The organism is Arthrobacter sp. NPDC093128, assembly GCF_040683875.1.
GTDB lineage: Bacteria > Actinomycetota > Actinomycetes > Actinomycetales > Micrococcaceae > Arthrobacter.
In genome coordinates, this window is the sequence record NZ_JBFBEY010000008.1 from 17,015 (window position 1) to 37,863 (window position 20,849).

Sequence of the window (20,849 nt, forward strand, 5' to 3'; positions counted from 1 at the left end):
AAACCATGACACAGCACAGCCGTGCTAAATACCAGCCGAGCGGCCAGCTCCAGTTCGGCATCTTCTTCCAGGGCGTCAACTCGGGAACCATCTGGAAGGCCGCCGAATCCGGTTCCCAGACGGACTTCGAATCGTTCCGCCGCATCGCCCAGACAGCGGAGCGGGGCCTGTTCGCCGCCTTCTTCCTGGGCGAAGGGCTCCGGCTCCGCGAGCACCTCGGCCGCCCGCACGAACTGGACGTTGCCGGGCGCCCGGACGCCCAGACCATGCTCGCCGCCCTGGCATCGGTGACGTCGAACATCGGACTCGTCGCCACCCAGAACACCACGTACAACGATCCCGCGGACCTGGCGCACAGGCTGTCCTCGCTGGACCTGCTCTCCGGCGGCCGCGCGGCGTGGAACATCGTGACCACGGACAACGCCTGGACCGGCGCAAACTTCCGCCGCGGCGGCTACCTTGGCCACGCTGACCGTTACACCCATGCCGAGGCGTTTGTGGCGACGGCCAAGCGGATCTGGGATGCCCATGATCCCGTATCCGGGCAGTGGCGGCGGGTGGTCAAAGAGGGCCAGCACTACACCGTGGACGTCACGCCGCGCCTGCCCCGCAGCGCCCAGTACCGGCCCGTGCTGTTCCAGGCAGGCGACTCTCCGGAAGGGCGCGACTTCGCCGCCCGGCAGGCCGACGTCATCTTCTCGGCGCACCCGAAGCTCGACGACGCCCTGACGTTCCGAAGCGACATCGTGGAGCGCACGCTGAAGGCGGGCCGGAACGCCAACGACGTCAAGATCATGCCGGCCAGCGAATTCATCCTGGCGGCCACGCCGCAGGAAGCCCTGGAGAAGAAGGCCTGGGTCCGCAGCCTCCAGATCGGACCGCAGCAGGCCATCGCCTACCTTGAACAGTTCTGGGGCCGGGAACTTGGCGAATACGATCCGGACGGCCCCCTTCCGGACATCGATCCGGTGGTGGAGGAAACTTCCGAGACCCGGGGGAGCGGCTTCCACGGCGCCAAGGCGAGGCAGCTGGCCGACCAGTGGCGGGCGGAAGCCAAGGAGAAGGGTCTGTCCATCCGCCAGTTCGTCTCCGCCAAGACCAGCCGCGTGGACGCCACCTTCAACGGATCCTATGCCGGGGTGGCCGACCGGCTGGTGGATTACGCCCGCACCGGCGCCGTGGACGGCTTCAACATCTCGCCATGGCTCATTCCCACCGGGCTGGACGACATCGTCAACCACCTGGTGCCGGCGCTGCAGGAACGTGGCGTCTACCCCACGGAATATGCCGGGAGCACGCTGCGCGAGAACCTGGGACTGGCGACTCCGGAACGTCCCGCAGCGGAGCCCGCTGACGCGGAAGCCGCTCCCTCGTCCGCAACGCCGGAAGCGAGGGTCTAAGCCGATGGGTGATGAGGTGTCCGGCGCGGAAGTGGGAGACGCTGACAGGGAATCAGCCGCGAATACTGTGAAGCTGCAGCTGACCATCTGGCAGCAGTATCTCTAGAGGAACCACGATCACCTACCGGACCATGCTTGGGCGCAGCCCATCAAACCAGATTCCCCCGCCGGAGCATCCGGCGGGGGATTCGTGTGGATGTGGAGAGTTACGCCGTCGGCGTCTGCGAGATCCTGACCATGTTGCCGGAGGGATCCCGGAAGGCGCAGTCGCGCGGACCCCAGGGCTGGTCGATGGGCTCCTGCATTACCTCGGCGCCGGACGCCCGGACTTTCTCGAACGTTGCGTCCAGATCGTCCGTGCGGAAAACGAGCATCGGCAGGACGCCCTTGGTGAGGAGCTCCTGCATCATGTCCCCGTCCTCCTGCGAACGGCCGGCATGTGGTTCGGAGAGCACGATCTCGAGATCCGGCTGGGCGGCGCTGCCGAGCGTCACCCAGTGGAATCCTCCGGAGGCGACGTCGTTGCGCACCTCGAGGCCCAGGGCGTCCCGGTAGAAGGTGAGGGCTTTTTCGGTGTCGTTGACTGTGATGTTGCAGTACTGGAGTGAAATGTTCATGCCACTAACGCTATTCGGCGGGCACGAGTATCGCTTCTCGAATCCTGCTCGCTTGGGCACCATCCCCGGTCCCGGCGTCCGCCCCGCGCGCGGCGCTGTGCCGGGTGGGCCGCGTCCGGATCTTCGCCATGCAGGCGGGCATGGCCTCCACCGCGCTGTGCTCGCGGGCACGGTACGCGCTGGGCGGCTCTCCCACGATTTCGGTGAAGCGTGAGCTGAAGGAACCCAGCGACGTACAGCCCACGGCCATGCAGGCATCGGTCACGTTCATGCCGCCGCGGAGCAGTGCCATGGCCCGCTCGATCCGGCGGGTCATCAGGTAGCTGTACGGAGTCTCGCCGTACGCGGCCCGGAACTGCCGCGAAAAGTGCGCCGGCGACATCAGGGCCTTGCGGGCCATGGTGGGGACGTCCAGGGCGTGGGCGAACTCCCTGTCGATCAGGTCCCGCGCCCGGCGCAGGTGCGCCAGGTTGGCGAGCTCTTGTGGGTTCATGTCATGAGCGTACGCCGCGGTCCCGGTGTTTTCCACGGTGGTCCGAACGGCTGCCTACTTTTTGGGCAGGCCCGCGGGGTTCAGCTCGGACTTCTGGACCGCCTCCGCAGTGAGCCCCCAGCGGTCTAGGATCTTGGCGTAGCTGCCGTCTTCGATCAGGTGGTTGAGCCCTGCCTGGGCTGCGGCCGCGAAGCCGTTGCCCTTCTTGGTGGTGGCGGCGATGCTCGCCTTCAGCGGCCACCCTCCGTCCACCAGCCCCACCAGCTTGGTCTTCGCATCGGAGGCCGCCTTGAACGCCGCCGTGGCATTCGGCCCGAACGTCAGGTCCGCGCGTCCGGACTGCAGGGCGAGCGAGGACGCGGAGTCGTCGTCGTAATACTGGAACTCAACCGGCGCCAGGCCGTTCTTCTTGTTCTCCTCATCCCAACGCAGCAGGATGGATTCCTGGTTGGTCCCGGACCCGACAATCACGCGCTTGCCGGCAACATCCGGTGCCGATTCCACCTTGGCGACGGAGCTGTCGGCCTTGGCATAGAAACCCAGCTTGTCGTCGCGGTAGCTCGCGAAATCGAACTTGAGCTTCCGTTCCTCGGTCACAGTGACGTTGGACAGCACGGCCTCGTACTTCCCGGACTCCACACCGAGGGGCCAGTCGGCCCATGCGGTGGGAACGATGTCCGCTTCGAGGCCAAGCGCCTGGGCCAGTGCGACGGCGATGTCCACCTCGTTGCCCACCGGAGTTTTGTTGTCCGTGGCGTAGACGGCCAGCGGGGCAGCGAACGGGCTGACCGCCACTGTCAGTTTTCCGTCCTTCCTGATGGATTCAGGCACCAGCGACGCTGCAGCCGGGTCCACGGCCGCCGTCACGCGGTCCTGTTCCGGCGAGAGGTTGAACTGCTTGACGCCGGTGGCGGACGACGCCGGAGCGGAGCCCGCTGCAGCCGATGCGCCGGGGTCGGAGCACGCCGCCAGGCCCAGCAAGGTGGTGGCGGCCAGCGCCGCGGTGACGCCGGGCTTGAGTGAAAAACGGGCCATGGTTTCCCCTTGGAAGTATCGGATTGGGTGCTTGTGCCAGCAACTATCCGGCAGGGCGAAAGTCCGGTCAAAGGACTTTGAAACCGGACGATACAGGGGGTAATCGGGCTTAATCCGGCGTCCGCTGGCGTCACGCAACATAGTTGGTGCCACGCGGTGAATTGCCCGGCCTGCCCAAGGCCTCCGCAGTAGACTTTGGTATGGCCGCATCAATGCTGAAGATGGTTCTGTCCGTTGCCACCGCCGTTGCCCTCGCGGTTCTTGGCGGAGCACCTGCGACGGCGGCGCCGCCGCGGCCTGCCGATCCGGTGGGCATTGACGTCTCGTGGCCGCAGTGCGGCAAGACCCTTCCCTCCGGACTCGCCTTCGCCATTGTCGGCGTCAACAACGGACTCGCGAACACCACGAATCCGTGCCTGGAGGCGCAGCTGGACTGGGCGGCCTTGACCATCAAATATCCGCAGGCGACCTCCCAGCCGCGGGTCGCGCTGTACGTGAACACCGCCAATCCGGGGCTGGGCGGTTCCTGGTGGCCCTCGTCCAACTTCTACTCGGGCACCGTAGTGGACAACCCGTACGGGAAGTGTGCGGGCAAGAATGACAAGGCCTGCGCCTACATGTACGGCTATGCGAAAGCGTACGACGACGCCGTGCTGCGTGGGGTGGACGACCCGGAGGACTACTTCTGGTGGCTGGACGTGGAGACGGAAAACAGCTGGCAGCCGGACAGGGAAGCCAACCGGGCCGACCTCGAGGGCATGACCGCCTACTTCGAAAGCATCGGCGCCGACGTCGGGATCTATTCCACCGGGTACCAGTGGGGTCAGATCGCAGGCACTGTTCCCTCAAGCAGCAACCTGGCGGGGCTTCCCAGCTGGCTTGCCGGTGCCCGCACCTTGAACGGCGCCAAGTCGAACTGCTCCCTATCAGGGCTCACACCCGGCAGCCGCGTGGCGCTGACGCAGTATGTCTCCAGTGGCCTCGACTACAACTACGCGTGTAAGTAACCGTCGCATCCAGCCGGACGATCTGGATATAGCACAGTTGAGCTAAATCGAACGCCCTTCCCGCGTGTCCAGCACCACGGCGACATCCAGAAATAACCGGGCCGCCGCCGTCGTTGTCGCCAGTGTGCCTGTTCCGCTACCGGAACGGACCGCCACTGCTCCGCTACGAAAGGCCGGCTCCTCCGTGACTGTTCCGCTTTCCATCCTTGACCTGGCCACCATCGCGAAGGGTCAGACAGCGGCCGAGAGTTTCGCCGGCAGCGTGGCCATGGCACAGCGGGCCGAGGAACTCGGCTACAGCCGGGTCTGGTACGCGGAGCACCACAACATGTCCTCCATCGCCTCCTCGGCCACGAGCGTGCTGATCGCCCACATCGCGGCCAACACCAGCAGCATCAGGCTGGGCGCCGGCGGCGTGATGCTGCCCAACCATTCCCCGTTGACCATCGCCGAGCAGTTCGGCACGCTGGAGACGCTGCATCCCGGACGCATCGACCTCGGCCTGGGCCGTGCGCCGGGCAGCGACCAGAACACCATGCGAGCCCTCCGCCGCGACCCGATGTCGGCGGACAGCTTCCCGCAGGATGTCCTGGAACTGCAGGGCTACCTGACCGGCCCCACCCGCATCCATGGTGTGGAGGCCACGCCGGGCAAGGGCACCAACGTGCCGCTGTACATCCTGGGGTCCTCGCTTTTCGGGGCCCGGCTGGCAGCGCAGCTCGGATTGCCGTACGCCTTCGCCTCGCACTTCGCACCCAACGCCCTGCAGGATGCCGTGGCCGCCTATCGCCGCGAATTCAAGCCCTCGGCCCAGCTGGACGCTCCGCATGTGATCGCCGGCGTGAATGTGATTGCGGCCGATTCAGCCGCCGAGGCGCAGTCGATGTTCCAGGCCACCAAGCGCGCCCGTGTGTCCCTGTTCTTCGGCAACGGCAGGGTGTTCACCGACGATGAGGCGGACATGATCCTCGATTCGCCTCAGGGCCAGCACGTGGCGCAGATGATGAAGTACTCGGCCATCGGCACTCCGGATGTGGTGATGGACTACCTCGACGAGTTCACGGCCCACGCTGACGCGGACGAGCTGATCGTGGCCCACCAGAGCAACGGAACCGAGGCCCGCCTGCGGTCCGTCGAACTGCTCGCCACGGCAGCCGGGATGGCCCGGGTCTAGGCATCGGCTGCCCGGCCGCGGATGTCCGCCGCCGGGTGCCGTCGGCGTAGCCGGGGCACGACGCCCGTGTGGCAGAACGTCACGGATGATACGGATGTGACAATAACAGCCGCACGGAGTCTAATAAGTGCATGACTGTTGAGCCGGACGTACGCCGTGCCCTGGTCATTGAGGACGATGAAGACATCCGCGGCCTGCTGGTCCACATTCTGACCAAGCAGGGTTTCCAGGTTTCCTCCGCCTCAACGGGGCGGGCCGGTATTGAACTGATGCAGCGCGACGGCGCTGAACTGGTGACACTGGACCTCAACCTGCCCGACATGGACGGCGTTGAGGTCTGCCGCGAACTTCGCCGCTTTTCCGACGCCTACATCCTGATGATCACCGCCCGCGGCGAGGAACTGGACCGCCTGACCGGGCTCGACACCGGCGCGGACGACTACCTCACCAAGCCCTTCAGCCCCCGCGAGCTCGGGTCCAGGATCACTGCCCTGTTCCGCAGGCCGCGCGCCAGCGCCGTCCATGAGGCCGCAGTCCAGGACGAACTGCGCCGCGCCGTCGAGGTCCAGCGCAGCCTGCTGCCGGCGGAGGGGCTGTCCCTCGACGGGTTCGACATCGCCGGGTCGTTCCGGCCGTCCCGCAACGTCGGCGGCGACTTCTTCGACTGGTACCCGAACGACGGCGGCCTGCAGCTGACGCTGGCGGACGCCATGGGCAAGGGTATGGGGGCCGCGCTGATCGCGGCCACCGTCCGCGCCGTGATGCGGTCGGTTGCCCACAGATCGCCGCTGGGCGACGCCTTCAAGTCCGCCGGGCGGATCCTCGAAGCCGACCTGGAGCAGTCCGCGTCGTTCGTCACGCTCTTCCACGCCCGGCTCACCGCATCCACCGGCATCCTGAACTACGTGGACGCCGGCCACGGACTGGCGCTGCACATCAAGGCGGACGGCAGTTCTTCGCGGCTGCTCACCGGCGGACCGCCGGTCGGAGCCTGGCCGGGCCAGGAGTGGGACGCGCACCAGGTTTCGCTGGAGCCCGGCGACTCGCTGGCAGTGGTCAGCGACGGCCTGCTCGATGTCTACCCTGACGTCGAGGTCCTGACCGCCGTGGTGGCTGGCACTGTCTCCGCCAGCGCCAGCGCGCAGGCCGCCTGCGACGCCGTCCTGGAGCTGGCCTCCGGCCGGGAGGTTTCCGACGACGCCACCGTGGTTGTGCTGAAGCGGGCGCGGCGGTAGCTGCCCGGGAGCCGCCATCTGCCGCAAAGCCCTCTGCCGCAAAGGGAGGGCGTGCACACGTTACATTCCCGCAATGACAGGGATATTCTGATGTAACGACGGCACAGGAAACTTGGGGGTATGTCCCTCGCCGGACTTTCTCACGCATCATTGGGGATTATCCGAAGGACGTCGCCTGTGCCTACTCCGCTCAACCAGACCGTGGCCGATTCCGCGCTCCTGACTCGGTCCCTGCCGCTTGGCCTGCTCCGCGCCTTTGTGCAGTCGGATGCCGCCGACGACGGCCTCACGCCGAACCTGCTCGCTGAACTCAAGATCCTTGCCCGGACGCCCGGGCTGCTGGTGGCCTGCAACTACGGCGGCACCCTCTGTGATGCGGAAGGCATCTCCACCGAGACCCTGCCGCTGGGCAGCGCCGCGATCGCCCTCCGGGCCCTGGCCGCCCTGCCCAATACCCACGCCGCCGTCATCTCCGGCAGGTCGCTGCGGGACCTGGCGGCTGTGTCCCGGCTCCCGGCGGAAGTGCACCTGGTGGGTTCGCACGGGGCGGAATTCGACATGGGCTTCGCCCACGGGCTCTCGCTGGCCACCGAATCCGTCCTGCAGCAGGCGAGCCAGGCCCTGGTTGAAACCATCGGCGCCTACAAGGGGATCAGCATCGAGCGGAAGCCGGTGGCGGTGTCCGTCCACACCCGGCCGGCCTCGCCCGCGATCGTCGTCAAGGTGCTGGAAAAAGCCGAGGCAGTCGCCCGCGCCCACGGCCTGTTCTACATTGTTGACGGTTCCGTGCTGGACCTCTCCGTGGTGGAACCGTCCAAGGCCGACGCCCTGGAGCATCTCCGTGCCCGCCTGGGCGTGAGCGCCGCCCTGTACGCCGGTGATGCCTCAAGCGACGAACTTGCCATAACCACCCTCCGCGGCCCTGACATGGGCATCAAGGTAGGGGAGGGGCCAACTGCCGCGGCCCACCGGTTGCGGGATCCTGAATCCTTTGCCCGGGTCCTGGCCATCCTGTTTGAACTGCGGCGGGCGTGGCTCTTCGGGGAGGACGCCGTCGGCCTGGAACGCCACTCCATGATCGGCAACGGCTCGTCCACGGCCCTGATCACCCCTGAAGCCAAGGTCTGCTGGATGAGCCACCCGCTGCCGGACTCCGGGTCCCTGTTCGCCCATATCCTGGGTGGCGACGCCGCCGGCCACTTCTCGGTGGAACCCGTCAAGGCGTCCCAGGTCCTGGGTCAGCGCTACGTGGACAGCACCATGATCGTGGAAACCCGCTGGGCAGACGTCACGGTGACCGACTACCTAGAGCCGGCCCCGGAAGGGATCACCAGCCTGGTCCGGGTGCTGTCAGGGAGCGGCGCGGCAAGGGTCGTCTTCGCTCCCCGGCCCGACTACGCCAACGCGCCGTTCAGCATGGAGGCCCGGGGCGAGGAACTACACGTGGTGGGCACCTCCGATCCCATCATCCTGCTGGCTCCCGGCGTCAGTTTTTCCATCACCTCGGACGGCCGCCATGCCACAGCCACCGCAGACGTCAACCTGCAGAACGGGCCCGTGGTGCTCAACCTGCGCTGCGGTGACACCGATCCGAGCCACGCCCAGGTGAGCGGCGAAACGGAGCGCCGTGCCGCCGTCGCCCATCACTCCCGGCGGTGGGTCCAGGACCTGGCATTGCCGGGTGTCAAGCCATCGCTGGTGCGCCGCTCGGCGCTGGTGCTCCGCGCGCTGGTGCACGAACCCACCGGTGCAGTGCTCGCCGCGCCCACCACGTCGCTGCCGGAAGGAATCGGCGGCACCCGGAACTGGGACTACCGCTACTGCTGGCTGCGGGACGGCTCCATGACCGTCAACGCCCTGGTGGACCTGGGTTCCACCACGGAAGCGTACGGGTTCCTCCGCTGGCTGGGGCGGATCCTGGACAACGCGCCCGGGCCGGAATGGCTGCACCCGCTGTATTCGGTCACGGGAGCGCCGCTGTCCACGGAGGCCATCATCGAAAGCCTGCCCGGTTACGCGGGGTCCCGCCCGGTCCGGATCGGCAACGCGGCGGACCACCAGGTGCAGCTCGACGTGTTCGGGCCAATCGCCGAACTTATCGCCGCAGTGAGCGAACGCCAGGGCGCGCTGGAGGATGCACACTGGGAGCTCATGGTCCAGATGGCATCCGCGGTGCTGGCCCGCTGGCATGAGGCCGATCACGGGATCTGGGAAGCGCGCCGGGCCCCTCGGCACCACGTGTACACCAAAGTCATGTGCTGGGTGACGCTGGACCGGGCCCTGCGCACCGCTGCCCGGCACGGCAGGGAACCGGAACCGGCCTGGGCGCCCACCGCCGCAACCATCCGCGAGGAAGTCCTCCGCGAAGGCTGGGACGACGGCGCGGCGTCCTACACCGTGGCCTACGACAGCCCGGACCTGGACGCCGCGGTGCTGCACATCGGCCTGTCCGGCCTGCTGGACGTGACCGACCAGCGGTTCCTGGACACCGTCACCGCCGTGGAACGGGAGCTTCGGGTGGGACCCACGGTTTTCCGGTACAGGTACGACGACGGCCTGCCGGGCCTGGAGGGCGGCTTCCACATCTGCACCACCTGGCTGATTGAGGCCTACGTGGCGGTGGGCCGGATCGAGGAGGCGTGGGACCTGTTCGACCAGTTGGTGAACCTGTTCGGTCCCACCGGCCTGCTGCCCGAGGAGTACGATCCCGGCACCGAAACCCACCTGGGCAACCACCCGCAGGCGTACTCGCACCTCGGCTTCATCCGCTGCGCCCGGCTCCTGGACCAGCACCAGAAGAACTAGGTCAGGAGCAGGGCCACGACGATCATTGCCGGGACGGCCACGACGGTGGTGATCAGGACGGTGTCCTTGGCCACGGTGATGCCCGTCCGGTAGCGGCTGGCCGCCACGAAAACGTTCTGGGCGGTGGGCAGCGCGGACGTCACCACGACGGCGAACAGGGCATGCCCTTCCATGCCGAGCATCCGGGCGAAAACGTAGGCGATGGCCGGGTGGATCACGAGCTTGAAGGCGCTTGCCAGGAGGGTGTCGAGGCGGCGGCCGGCGGCTGCCTGCAGCGGCCGGGAGCCGTTCAGGCTCATGCCGAACGCGATCAGCATGGCCGGGATGGCTGCCCCGCCGATCAGGTGGATGGGCTGCATGACCAGCTCCGGCACCTGCCATCCCGTTCCCGCCACCACCAGGCCCAGCGCGGAACCCACGATCATCGGGTTCTTGAGGATCATGAGGGCGAAGCCGGCGGGCGTGGTCCGGTGTGCGCTGGTGGTGGCATCCAGCGCCATCAGGAAGAGCGGCGTGAAGAAGGCCAGTTGGAAGATCAGCAGCGGCGCCACGTAGCTGGCGTCGCCGAGGACATAAACGGCGATGGGGATGCCCAGGTTGGCGGAGTTCGCCAGTGACGCGCTCATGGACGACATCAGCGATTCGGGCACGGTCCGCTTCAGCAGGAAACGGACGATCACGAAAAAGAGTGCGGCCGTGACCATCGCACCGACGGCGGTGACCAGCAGGGGAGCGGCAAAGACATCGTGGAGCTTAGCCTTGCCGAGCGTCTCGAAGAGGAGCGCCGGGCTGGCCACGAAGAAGGTCAGCGAGCTGAGAACGGAACGGGCGTTCTCGCCGAGCACATTCCGTCGGCCCACGAACATACCGACCAGGATGATGCACCACACCACGAAGAAGCCCGCGAGAACGCCTAGCACCCGGACGTCCCTGAAAGTGTCCCTGGCAGGGCAGGCGGGCAGGGGTTAGCGTTCACCATCCCAGCCTAATCAGATTTAATCAGCCTGAAGCCGGAGTGTGGGCAGGATCTCGGTATCCGGACGGCCCGGGTTCCGGCCGGCGGAGCACTACCGGATCCGCGCCCTGCTTGGGCGCGCGGGCCGGCTGCCGGTTTAGTTCAGGGCGGAGTTGTTCAGGGCGAACGGCGGCCGCATGAGACCACGGGTGTGGCCCTCGGCGGGGTCGTTGCCGATCTGGACAATCTTGTTGTCCTTGTCTACGTGGACAACCTTCGGCGTGTAGGACCGGGCCTCTTCCGTGGTCATCTCGGCATAGGTGATCAGGATGACGATGTCATTTTCGTGCATCAGGTGCGCCGCCGCCCCGTTGATGCCGATGACACCGGAACCGCGCTCGCCCGCGATGGTGTACGTCTCCAAGCGGGCGCCATTGGTGACGTCGACGATCGCTACGAGCTCTCCCGGGAGAATGTCCGCAGCCTCCAGCAGGTCCAGGTCAACGGTGACCGACCCGACGTAGTGCAGATCGGCATGCGTGACAGTGGCCCGGTGGATTTTGGACTTAAACATTGTGCGATTCATAACTTGTTCAGTCTAACGCCCGGTGTAATTCCGCGCTGTGACGTAGGCAACTCCCCTGCTAGGGCCGCGAACATGGCCATGCCGGGGATCACGCGGACTTGGCCTCCGGCGGGACCGGCCCTGCCGGAGCAATCGAGTCGGCGGTTGTGGCCAGCACTTCCCGGGCGGCCAGGATGGCGGGCCGCTTGACGCTGGACCGCCGTACGGACGTGAACACGGTCCGGTGCGGATTGCCCGGCAGGAGCAGCAGTTCCGCCGACGTTCCCCGTCCTGTCCAGACCAGGTCCGGCATCAGGCCAACGGCGTTGCCGGACTCGATCAGCCGGATCTGCGCCTGCAGGTCGGCAGTTTCGTATCGGACGTCGGGCTCAAAGCCGGCGCTCCGGCAGGCCTGTTCGGCCCAGTGCCGGGACGCCGCACCCCTCGGCTCCATCACCCACGCGAGGTCCGCGGTGTCCTCGAGCGCACTGATCGGCGGCAGGCCCTTGTCCGGTCCGGGGATGGCCAGACGGATGGCATCGCTGGTCAGCCGGATGCGGTCCAGTTCCGCGTACCGCGGTGCGGCGTGGCCGGGATACTGTTCCGCGATGACCAGGTCAAAGTCCCGGGCCCACGTTTCGTGCAGCGCAGTCTCAGGCTCCCGCTGAACCATTTCGATCCGGACCTCGGGGTAATTGGCGGCCATCCGCGTGAGGGTGCCCGGCATCAGGGCCAAGGCGGCGGACTGGAAGACGGCGATCCGGACCGTGCCTGTAACAGTGGTCAGCGAGGCCGCCAGGTCCGCCTCGGCCTGCTCCAGGGTCTCGAGAAGATGGGCGGTGTGTGCCACGAGAACCTCGGCCTGCGGGGTCAGTTGGACCCGGCGTCCTGTCTTGCGAAGTAGTTGGACTCCGGCTTCCTTTTCCAGGAGCGCCAACTGCTGGGACACCGACGAGGGGCTGTACTGGAGGGCGTCTGCCACTTCTGCCAGGGTTCCCCGGATCTTGAGTTCACGAAGCAGCCTCAACCGCCGGACGTCGAGCATGACTGTTCCTTCGCTAAATCTAATCAATACTAATTAGGAGAATTCACTTTATCTAATGCAATCGGGCTTGCATACTGATCGGACCCAGTTATCCCCATCACAGCCCGATAACAGGGCGCCGCGATGGGGCCGCACCCCATGCAGGAGTTCGTGATGAGTACTAAAGATTTGTCCCAGTCGATCCTGCGGCGCAAGCCGCTGGATGACATCGAAGAAGAAAACAAGCACAGCGGACTATTCAAATCGCTCGGCCTCTGGCAACTGACTGCCATTGGCGTCGGCGGCATCATCGGCGTCGGCATCTTCTCGCTCGCCGGACTGATCGCGGCCGGCACCGAAGGCACCCCGGGCGTGGGGCCCGCGGTGCTGATCTCGTTTCTGATCGCAGGCCTCGCGTCGGCAGCCGCGGCATTGTCTTACGCGGAATTCGCCGGCATGATTCCCCGCGCCGGTTCGGCATATACCTACGGCTATGTTGCCCTCGGGGAAGTGATCGGCTGGTTCATCGGCTGGGACCTCTTGCTGGAATATGTCGCAATTGTGGCAGTGGTTGCTATTGGCATCTCAGGATACTTCGACGCCTTCCTTTCCGGCATTGGAATTCACCTGCCTACGTGGATGGCCTCGACGGCGGATGAAGGCAAGGGGGGCATTGTTAACATTCCCGCCATCCTGGTCTGTCTTCTGGTGACCTGGATCCTGTCCCGAGGAACCAAAGCCTTTGGCCGGTTTGAACTGGTAGCCGTGGCCATCAAAGTAGTCCTGATTCTGTTCATCATCGGCCTGGGCGTCTTCTACATCGACACCAATAACTACAACCCGTTCATGCCCAGCGGTTTCGGCCCGGTGCTGGCGGGCTCCGCGACCGTCTTCTTCGCCGTGTTCGGGTACGACGCCATGAGTACGGCGGCCGAGGAAGCTACGGACGGCAAGAAGCACATGCCCAAGGCCATCGTCCTGTCTCTGATCATCGCCATGCTCCTGTACGTGGCGGCCACCCTGGTCCTCACCGGAATGCAGAACTACAAGGACATTGATCCTGCTGCCGGTTTCGCCTCAGCCTTTACCAGCGTCGGCCTGCCGGTGATTGCCACCATCATCTCAGTGTTCGCCGTTCTCTCCATCCTCACCGTGATGCTGACCTTCCTGCTCGGCGTCACCCGCGTCTGGTTCTCCATGAGCCGCGATGGTCTTCTGCCCGGCTGGTTCTCCAAGACGGACCGCCACGGTACGCCGCAGCGTGTCACCTGGATTGCGGGTGTAGCTTCCGCCTTGCTCGCTGGTGTGTTCCCAATCAAGGCGGTCGCCGACCTCACCAACATCGGTATCCTTGCAGCGTTTGTGGTGGTCTGCGTGGCCGTGATCGTTTTCCGTTACAAGAAGCCCGATGCGCCCCGCACGTTCCGCCTTCCGCTGATGCCGTTCATCCCGGCCTTCGGTGTGCTGGCCTCCGCGCTGCTCATCTGGCAGCTTCCTGCGGACACCAAGTGGCGCTTTGTGATCTGGCTCATTATCGGCCTGATCATCTACTTCGGTTACGGCCGCAAGCACTCGCTGATGAACCCGAACAGCCCGCGGCACGAAGAGGCTGTGGAGATGCACCGCCCCGTGGGGTAGCAGCTGAAAACGAAGACCGCCGTCGGTGCTCATGGCGCCGACGGCGGTCTTACTTAATTAATCGTCATGCGGGCAGGAAGGGTCCTGCTTAGTAGGGCCCGCAGCGAGCAATCGGCTGGCACGAATACCGGCGGCAGCATGTCCCTACGGTGCAGCCGGGGCAAAAAACGGCCAAGCAGCTCATCATCACAAAGAAGTTGGCAAAGCGGCAGGCGCCGCAGCAAGCGGCAGCGCAGCCCCAGTCCATGTCATCGCAACGTGGAGACATGCAGTCGGGGCAGCCATTCGCCATCGGTGTAAGTCCGTCATCGTTTGAGGCCCTCAATGCGCTGATGTCTGTAGCAACGCCGTCGTCAGCCTCAGCCATCAGCTGGCTCGTCAGTTCTCCCGTCACTTGATGCACTTTTGTGAGGCGTCGGATGGTGCCGCTCTTGGTTGCGACCTCGTACGTCACGGTCATGCGGTCTTCGTCGATGAGCGCCAATGCGGTCATCGCGCCGCCGTTCTTGAGTGTGTGCATAGCACCGCGAACAGTCGGTCCGTTGTCGAGTTCGGTTTCGCAGGTAACGCCCCGGACGCTTTCAGGCGCTGGCAGCGTCAGCCCGGCCCTCATGGTTGGCAGGGCAGCGAGCTTGGCGAAGTTATCCGTTGCCACGGCCTTGCGCCAGGCGGCCATGGCCTGCTCGGGAGATAGTTCCTCCTTCGCGACGCTTTCCACGGCATCGAACCAGTGGTTGTTGCGCGTCTTCTTGGGGTTCGGGGCAGCCATTGCGGCATTACCCGAACCGGCCAGGATCGAGACACCCAATGCTGCCCCTGTGAGCCCTCGAAGGAAGGCGCTTCGACTGGGTCCGAACTCCGGTCCTCGGTTTGCCTCCCCGCTTTCCTGGCGGAGCTTGCCAATGGACTTCAGGACGCCCCAGCTGCCGGCCATGCCGAGGTTTCGGATCAATGCGAACCCGATAGCGGGTCCGGTGCGGACGGCGGTGACCGTGCCGACCAGCTCGACCAGGGTTGGCTTCCAAGGCGGTGTCGCACCAAGCGCCTGAGTTCTCCACTTGACCATTTCCGAGGAGCCCAGATTCATGACTTCCAGCTTCCCTCCACTGGCCGCCGCGGCATCTTCGGCGATCCTGCTGCACGTCATGCATCCGGCATCGAAGCCGAGTATCAGTCGTTTTGCGGCTAACTGTTTCGTCATGTATTCCCCCATATTCGCGCCCAGGATATCGGGCATCCCGGGGCCATAGACGAGTGAACCATGTCACTAATGACTAGACCTGTCAACGCGCGTGACAGATTTTTGCCGGACTTCCCGGGTTGAATTCCCTCGCCCGCCTGCTCGGGTAGCAGCCCAACGCTCTCTCACTTCCTGCAACATATAACCGGACGCTCTCTCAGATCCGGTGCCATATCGACGAACCCTCTCTCACCTCGGTGGGAGGGGGTTCGTCGTCTGTATCCGAAAAGTGAGAGAGCGTCACCCGGAAAGCCGCAGGAAGTGAGAGAGCGTCACCCGGAAAGCTGCAGGAAGTGAGGGAGCGTTCGGGGTGATTTCCGAACGTTCGGACGGGATTATTAATCATTGGGTTTTCTAACCTGTATTACTCAGAAAACGTCGCTTTATCTTAAGTGACAGGAGGATCATACTGAAGGAAAGAACGACCTCACCAACGGAAAGAACGAGTGTTAGATATGACCAACATTTCAACGGAGCCCGGCGTCTTCACCGGGAAAGCGGCCACCGAACCGGCCGTTGCAGCCGCCTCCCACGTGCCCGAAGCCCAGGCCCTGGCCGGGGAAGCAATCGGGCTGGTGCGCCACTGGTTGACGGAAGCCGCCAAGGTCCCCGTGGATGCCTCCGCTGAACAGCTCGCCGGTGTTCTGAAGGACCCCAACGGGCTGGACTTCACTGTCGGCTTCGTGGACGGCGTGGTCCGCCCGGAAGACGTCCACGTGGCCGCCCGGAACCTAGCTGCCCTCGCGCCCAAGGTCCCGGCCTTCCTCCCCTGGTACATGCGCAGCGCCGTCCGCCTCGGCGGCACCATGGCTCCGGTCCTGCCGCAGGTAGTCATCCCGGTCGCCCGCCGCGTGCTCCGCGAAATGGTGGGCCACCTCATTGTCGACGCCACCGAAGCCAAGCTGGGCCCGGCCATCGCGAAGATCCGCACGGACGGCATCAAGCTCAACGTTAACCTCCTCGGCGAAGCCGTCCTCGGCGAACACGAGGCCTCCCGCCGGCTCGAAGGCACCCACACGCTGCTGGCCCGCCCGGACGTGGACTACGTCTCCATCAAGGTGTCCTCCACCGTCGCCCCGCACTCCGCCTGGGCCTTCGACGAGGCTGTGGAGCACGTCGTGGAAAAGCTCACTCCGCTCTTCGCCCTCGCAGCCTCCTTTGCCGGCACCGGACAGAACGCCAAGTTCATCAACCTGGACATGGAGGAATACAAGGACCTGGACATGACCATTGCGGTCTTCACCCGGATCCTGGACAAGCCGGAGTTCAAGAACCTCGAGGCCGGCATCGTGCTCCAGGCCTACCTCCCGGACGCCCTGTCCGCCATGATCCGCCTGCAGGACTGGGCCGCGGCCCGCCGCGCCGACGGCGGCGCCGCGATCAAGGTCCGCGTCGTCAAGGGCGCCAACCTGCCCATGGAACACGTCGAGGCTTCCCTCCACGACTGGCCGTTGGCCACATGGGGCACCAAACAGGACTCGGACACCAACTACAAGCGCGTCATCAACTACTCGCTGCATCCGGACCGGATCAAGAACGTCCGGATCGGTGTGGCCGGCCATAACCTCTTCGACATCGCGTTCGCCTGGCTGCTAGCCAAGCAGCGCGGCGTGGAATCCGGCATCGAATTCGAGATGCTGCTCGGCATGGCGCAAGGACAGGCCGAAGCCGTCAAGAAGGATGTCGGCTCGCTCCTGCTCTACACCCCCGTGGTGCACCCGGCTGAGTTCGACGTCGCCATCGCCTACCTGATCCGCCGCCTCGAAGAGGGCGCCAGCCAGGACAACTTCATGTCCGCAGTGTTCGAGCTCAGCGAAAACGAAGCGCTCTTCGAGCGCGAGAAGCAGCGCTTCCTCGCCTCGCTGGCAGAGCTCGACGACCAGGTTCCGCCGGCCAACCGCCGGCAGAACCGCAGCCTCGCGGCCGAGCCGATGCCGCGCGACTCCTTCGAGAACACCCCGGACACTGACCCATCCCTGCCGGCCAACCGCGACTGGGGCCGCGCAATCCTGGAACGCGTTCCGTTCTCCACGCTTGGCAATGACTCCGTGGAAGCCGCCACCATCGCGGACGCAGAGACGCTCAACACGGTCATCGCCACGGCCGTCGAAAAGGGCAAGGCCTGGGGCGCCCTCAGCGGCGCCGAGCGCGCCGCCGTCCTCCACCATGCCGGCGACATCCTGGAGGCCCACCGCGCCGACCTGCTTGAAGTCATGGCCAGCGAAACCGGCAAGACCATCGACCAGGGCGACCCGGAGGTCAGCGAAGCCGTGGACTTCGCCCACTACTACGCCGAGTCCGCGCGCAAGCTCGACGACGTCGACGGCGCCACGTTCGTGCCCGCGAAGCTCACCGTGGTGACCCCGCCGTGGAACTTCCCGGTGGCCATCCCGGCCGGCTCCACCCTCGCGGCACTCGCCGCCGGCTCCGCCGTCGTGATCAAACCCGCCAAGCAGGCCCGCCGCAGCGGTGCCGTGATGATCGAAGCGCTCTGGGAAGCCGGCGTTCCCCGCGACGTGCTCACCATGGTCCAGCTGGGCGAGCGTGAGCTCGGGCAGCAGCTGATCTCGCACCCCGCCGTGGACCGCGTGATCCTGACCGGCGGCTACGAGACCGCCGAGCTGTTCCGCTCCTTCCGCAAGGACCTGCCGCTCCTGGCCGAAACCAGCGGCAAGAACGCCATCATCGTCACCCCCAGTGCCGACCTTGACCTCGCTGCCAAGGACGTCGCCTACTCTGCCTTCGGCCACGCCGGTCAGAAGTGCTCCGCCGCCTCCCTGGTGATCCTGGTGGGCTCCGTGGCCACCTCCAAGCGGTTCCATAACCAGCTCATTGACGCCGTCACCTCCCTCAAGGTGGGCTACCCGGAGGACCCCACCAGCCAGATGGGTCCGATCATCGAACCCGCCAACGGCAAGCTCCTGAACGCCCTCACCACCCTGGGCCAAGGCGAAAGCTGGGCCGTTGAGCCGCGGCAGCTGGACGGGTCCGGCCGGCTCTGGAGCCCGGGCGTCCGCTACGGAGTGCGCCGCGGATCCTACTTCCACCTCACCGAGTTCTTCGGTCCGGTGCTTGGCGTCATGACAGCGGACACCTTGGAAGACGCCATCGCCATCCAGAACCAGGTGGAGTACGGCCTGACCGCCGGCCTGCACTCCCTGGACACGGAGGAAGTCGGGCTCTGGCTGGACACCATCCAGGCAGGCAACCTCTACGTCAACCGCGGCATCACCGGAGCGATCGTGCAGCGGCAGCCGTTCGGCGGCTGGAAGAAGTCCGCCGTCGGCGCCGGAACCAAGGCGGGCGGACCCAACTACCTCGCCGGTCTCGGTGGCTGGGAAAGCAAAGCCAGCACAGCCGCAGGCGCCTCGGCAGCCGTCACCAACCCGGGCGTTCGCCGCCTGGTCAGTGCCGCGAAGGGCTCATTGGACGCTCCCGCCTTCGAAGCCCTGCAGCGTGCACTTGCTTCCGACGCCCTCGCCTGGGCCGAAGAGTTCGGCACCGCCAAGGATGTCTCCGGCCTGAGCGCCGAGCGGAACATTTTCCGCTACCGCTCCCTGCCGGTGACCGTTCGGCTCTCCGCGGATGAACCCGTCGCTGCCCTGGTGCGGACAGTAGCCGCCGGCGTCCTGGCCGGGTCGGCACTGACGGTATCCACCGCTGTCGAACTTCCTGCACCGCTGCAGGAGGCGCTCGGTGCGCTGGATATCCCCGTCACCGTGGAGGACGACGCCGCGTGGCTGGCCTCCGCTGCGAGGCTCGCCGGGGCAGGCAAGCTGTCCGGCGGACGGATCCGGCTCCTGGGCGGCGACGCGACCGCGCTGTCCGAAGCCACCGGCGGGCGCCCGGACCTGGCCATCTACGGCCACCCGGTCACCGAGGCCGGTCGGGTGGAGCTGCTGCCGTTCTTGCACGAGCAGGCCGTCAGCATCACCGCGCACCGCTTCGGAACGCCCAACCACCTCTCGGACAGCTTGATCTAAGAGGCGGTTCGGCAGCCTCACCCAGACGGGTTCAGGCCAAAAGCAGTCGCCGCCGGTGGGCACCCTCGGGTGCCTGCCGGCGGCGATTCGTTTCTGTCTAGGTGTATGTCAGGTTAGGTGAATGTCAGCGGAGTTGCGGCTAGCCCAAATACCAGCCGGGCGGCACCCACGAGGCTGGGACCGAGTGTGCCGAAAAATCTTCGCAGCCGGTGCAGAAGTACGTTACTTCGCCCGGCTTCCGGAGGGTGCCGTCGTGCCGGTACTTTGCCGGGACGAAGGTCTCCAAGTAAATAAACTCATCCGTGCCGCAGCGCTCGCAGTAGGGGCTACCCACAAACTCGGTGTCCACCAGGGTTGCGGCGGCATGCGGTTCGCGCTGAGTGACTAGATCAGCGTGTGCGCTTGATTCATGATGTGCTGGCGTGTTGCGGTGCGTCCCTACCGCCAGCGGGCGTACCGTTTTTAGTGAGTGGACCGAATTTGAGACTGAAAGATGCGGGTGGTTCGTGGTTGGCGTCATCGCATGCCTATCCCGAACGTTGTCCGACAGGCGCCCCCAAGGCAGCGGCGGCGGACACGGTTCGTCATCGAATCGTTGTCATTGGCTTCTGCATAACCTTTAACAGAATTCAAGCATAAATTACGCGCGTAATATCTTCAATCACTTACGCGCACTAATCATTTATGCCCGGGAAGGTACTTACTTGGTTAAGTGCTAATTGTTCCATTACTCGGGCGGTACTCAACTGCTATGCGGAGCGCTTCAGTGTGCGCCCCACAATCGCCTGGGTGAGCGCCTCGATCACCTCGGCATTCGCCAGCGGATTGCGGATCAGGGTGAAGTCGACGTCGCCCACCGGCGGCAGGTCAAAGCGGCGGGTGATGATCTTGAGGTCCTCGGGGACCAGCGAGGACGGCATGACGGCCACGCCGATTCCCGCCCGGACCGCGGCCAGGACGCCGCTGATCTGCCGGGTGGTGCAGGTGATGCGCCACGTCCGGCCCCGGGATTCGAGGGCGTCGATGGCAAGCTTCCTGCTAAGGCTGGGCGAGGGGTAGGCGATCAGCGGAACCGGATCCCCTGGTTCAAGTGCCGTCTGTTCCAGGCCCACCCACGCGAACGCGTCGTGCTGTACCACCGTGCCGTCCTTGGCTCCGGCAACCCACTTCACGAACACCAGGTCCAGCTGGCCGGCATTCAGTTTCTTGTAGAGCTGGTCGCTCTGGCCCACTGTGAGTTCCAGGTTGATCTGCGGGTAGATCTGGCGGAACTCCCGGAGGATGCGGGGGAGGCCGGTGATGGCAAGGTCGTCCGCCGTGCCGAAACGCAGCCGGCCGCGCTTGGCGGACCCGGAGAAATAGCGGGAAGCGGCATCGTGGGCCGCGAGGATGGTCCGGGCGAAACCTGCCATGGCATCGCCGTTGTCCGTCAGCCGCACGTCCCGCGTGTCACGGGCGATCAGCACCCGCTTGGCCGCGGCTTCCAGCTTGCGCACGTGCTGGCTGACGGTGGGCTGGGCCAACCCCAGCCGCTCCGCCGCTTTCGTGAAGCTCAGGGTCTCGGCAACGGCCAAAAAGGACCGGAGTTGGGCGGGTTCAAACATGGCACTCCTGGGGTGGCGGGCGGCGGACGCAGGTGTCGGAGCCCCCGTGAGGGCGGCTCCGCGCCAAGGCAGTA

Annotated in this window: 15 protein-coding genes; 7 read left to right on the plus strand and 8 right to left on the minus strand. The window is 65.7% G+C overall.

The window, feature by feature from the left end; all coding sequences use genetic code 11:
* The first annotated feature begins 5 nt into the window (after positions 1–5).
* Positions 6–1,400 carry an NtaA/DmoA family FMN-dependent monooxygenase gene (locus AB0N24_RS10955; protein ID WP_364123693.1) on the plus strand — a complete coding sequence of 465 codons (1,395 nt, stop codon included), beginning with the start codon at positions 6–8 and terminating at the stop codon, positions 1,398–1,400.
* A 206-nt stretch (positions 1,401–1,606) separates the two neighbouring features.
* Here the strand turns inward: AB0N24_RS10955 and AB0N24_RS10960 are convergent, their stop codons facing one another.
* The 3 genes from AB0N24_RS10960 to AB0N24_RS10970 are packed head-to-tail and all read right to left on the minus strand — an operon-like array spanning position 1,607 to position 3,545.
* On the minus strand, positions 1,607–2,017 hold the full coding sequence (locus tag AB0N24_RS10960) for a VOC family protein (RefSeq protein ID WP_214949963.1): 411 nt from the start codon (positions 2,015–2,017) through the stop codon (positions 1,607–1,609).
* Positions 2,018–2,027: 10 nt separating this feature from the next.
* Positions 2,028–2,510 (minus strand): helix-turn-helix transcriptional regulator, encoded by a 483-nt coding sequence (locus AB0N24_RS10965; RefSeq protein WP_364123695.1) that lies wholly within the window; start codon positions 2,508–2,510, stop codon positions 2,028–2,030.
* Between the two features lie 54 nt (positions 2,511–2,564).
* The gene (locus AB0N24_RS10970) at positions 2,565–3,545 is read right to left on the minus strand and encodes an ABC transporter substrate-binding protein (RefSeq protein ID WP_364123697.1); all 981 of its coding nucleotides are present in this window, start codon (positions 3,543–3,545) and stop codon (positions 2,565–2,567) included.
* A gap of 200 nt (positions 3,546–3,745) precedes the next feature.
* Here AB0N24_RS10970 and AB0N24_RS10975 point away from each other — a divergent pair, with 200 nt between their 5' ends.
* From AB0N24_RS10975 to AB0N24_RS10990, 4 genes are all read left to right on the plus strand, one after another.
* A complete protein-coding gene (locus AB0N24_RS10975; RefSeq protein ID WP_364123699.1) occupies positions 3,746–4,552 on the plus strand; it encodes a hypothetical protein in 807 nt (268 codons plus the stop codon).
* Positions 4,553–4,736: 184 nt separating this feature from the next.
* Entirely contained in the window at positions 4,737–5,726 is a 990-nt protein-coding gene (locus tag AB0N24_RS10980; RefSeq protein ID WP_364123701.1) for an LLM class flavin-dependent oxidoreductase, read from the plus strand.
* Between the two features lie 131 nt (positions 5,727–5,857).
* Positions 5,858–6,961: a SpoIIE family protein phosphatase gene (locus AB0N24_RS10985; protein ID WP_364123703.1), complete on the plus strand. Its 1,104-nt coding sequence runs from the start codon at positions 5,858–5,860 to the stop codon at positions 6,959–6,961.
* A gap of 177 nt (positions 6,962–7,138) precedes the next feature.
* Positions 7,139–9,766, plus strand: a complete 2,628-nt coding sequence (locus AB0N24_RS10990; protein WP_364123705.1) for a trehalase-like domain-containing protein — start codon at positions 7,139–7,141, stop codon at positions 9,764–9,766.
* On the opposite strand, the gene AB0N24_RS10995 is transcribed toward AB0N24_RS10990, so the two are convergent.
* The 3 genes from AB0N24_RS10995 to AB0N24_RS11005 all read right to left on the minus strand — a co-directional run bounded on the left by AB0N24_RS10995 (position 9,763) and on the right by AB0N24_RS11005 (position 12,331).
* Positions 9,763–10,686 carry an AEC family transporter gene (locus AB0N24_RS10995; protein ID WP_364123707.1) on the minus strand — a complete coding sequence of 308 codons (924 nt, stop codon included), beginning with the start codon at positions 10,684–10,686 and terminating at the stop codon, positions 9,763–9,765. The two genes, AB0N24_RS10990 and AB0N24_RS10995, sit on opposite strands and share 4 nt — an antisense overlap.
* 192 nt (positions 10,687–10,878) lie before the next feature.
* Positions 10,879–11,307 (minus strand): aspartate 1-decarboxylase, encoded by a 429-nt coding sequence (panD, locus tag AB0N24_RS11000; protein ID WP_214949935.1) that lies wholly within the window; start codon positions 11,305–11,307, stop codon positions 10,879–10,881.
* Positions 11,308–11,395: 88 nt separating this feature from the next.
* The gene (locus AB0N24_RS11005; RefSeq protein ID WP_364123709.1) at positions 11,396–12,331 is read right to left on the minus strand and encodes a LysR family transcriptional regulator; all 936 of its coding nucleotides are present in this window, start codon (positions 12,329–12,331) and stop codon (positions 11,396–11,398) included.
* Positions 12,332–12,484: 153 nt separating this feature from the next.
* Here AB0N24_RS11005 and AB0N24_RS11010 point away from each other — a divergent pair, with 153 nt between their 5' ends.
* The gene (locus AB0N24_RS11010) at positions 12,485–13,948 is read left to right on the plus strand and encodes an amino acid permease (protein WP_364123711.1); all 1,464 of its coding nucleotides are present in this window, start codon (positions 12,485–12,487) and stop codon (positions 13,946–13,948) included.
* A gap of 88 nt (positions 13,949–14,036) precedes the next feature.
* Here the strand turns inward: AB0N24_RS11010 and AB0N24_RS11015 are convergent, their stop codons facing one another.
* Positions 14,037–15,185, minus strand: a complete 1,149-nt coding sequence (locus AB0N24_RS11015; RefSeq protein WP_364123713.1) for a hypothetical protein — start codon at positions 15,183–15,185, stop codon at positions 14,037–14,039.
* A 458-nt stretch (positions 15,186–15,643) separates the two neighbouring features.
* On the opposite strand from AB0N24_RS11015, the gene AB0N24_RS11020 reads away from it, so the two are divergent.
* On the plus strand, positions 15,644–19,171 hold the full coding sequence (locus AB0N24_RS11020) for a bifunctional proline dehydrogenase/L-glutamate gamma-semialdehyde dehydrogenase (protein ID WP_364123715.1): 3,528 nt from the start codon (positions 15,644–15,646) through the stop codon (positions 19,169–19,171).
* 749 nt (positions 19,172–19,920) lie between these two features.
* On the opposite strand, the gene AB0N24_RS11025 is transcribed toward AB0N24_RS11020, so the two are convergent.
* Positions 19,921–20,775, minus strand: coding sequence for a LysR substrate-binding domain-containing protein (locus AB0N24_RS11025; RefSeq protein WP_364123717.1), 855 nt, complete (start codon positions 20,773–20,775; stop codon positions 19,921–19,923).
* Positions 20,776–20,849 lie beyond the last annotated feature (74 nt).